The sequence below is a fragment of the Mesorhizobium sp. WSM4807 genome, from assembly GCF_055811615.1.
This window is the reverse complement of the sequence record NZ_JBVVQY010000118.1, coordinates 1-635: the sequence shown is the minus strand read 5'-3', so window position 1 is coordinate 635 and position 635 is coordinate 1. Positions and strand designations below refer to the sequence as shown.

1 protein-coding gene is annotated in these 635 nt (G+C 65.2%); it reads left to right on the top strand.

Features of this window, described 5'->3' with window-relative positions; translation table 11 throughout:
- Positions 1-635: NAD(P)/FAD-dependent oxidoreductase (locus AC0L3N_RS33935; RefSeq protein WP_473552062.1), on the top strand; the 635-nt coding region annotated here is incomplete at both ends.

Sequence of the window (635 nt, the reverse complement as noted above, 5' to 3'; positions counted from 1 at the left end):
GGCTCGATCGCGCTGGTCGAGCGCGACCCGCAATTCGCCCATGCGGCAACGACGCTGTCCTGCGCTTCGATCCGCCAGCAGTTTTCGATTCCGGAAAACATCCGGCTGTCGCAGTTCACGCTGAAGCTGTTCCGGCGACTGACGGAAGAATTCGGGGCCGACGCCGATATCGGCTTTCGCGAAGGCGGCTATCTCATCCTTGCCGGCGAGAACGGGCTGCCGATCCTCAAGGCCAACCACGAGACGCAGTTGGCCGAGGGCGCCGACATCGTGCTTGAGGATGCGGAGGCGCTCGTCCGCCGGTTTCCGTGGCTGTCGACGGAGGGCATCACCGCCGGCGCCTACGGCCGCACGGGCGAGGGCTGGTTCGACGCGCATGCCATGCTGATGCTGTTCCGCAAGGCGCTGCGCGACAAAAACATCGAATTCATCACCGCCGATGTGACCGGTATCGAACGGCAGGGCGACCGCGTCACCGGGGTAAACCTCGACAACGGCGAGCGGCTCGACGCCGGCATCGTCGCCAACGCCGCCGGGCCAAATGCCGGCAAGGTTTCCGCAATGGCCGGACTGGCGCTGCCGGTGGAGCCGCGCAAGCGCAATGTCTTCATCTTCGAGGCGCGCGAGAAATATGA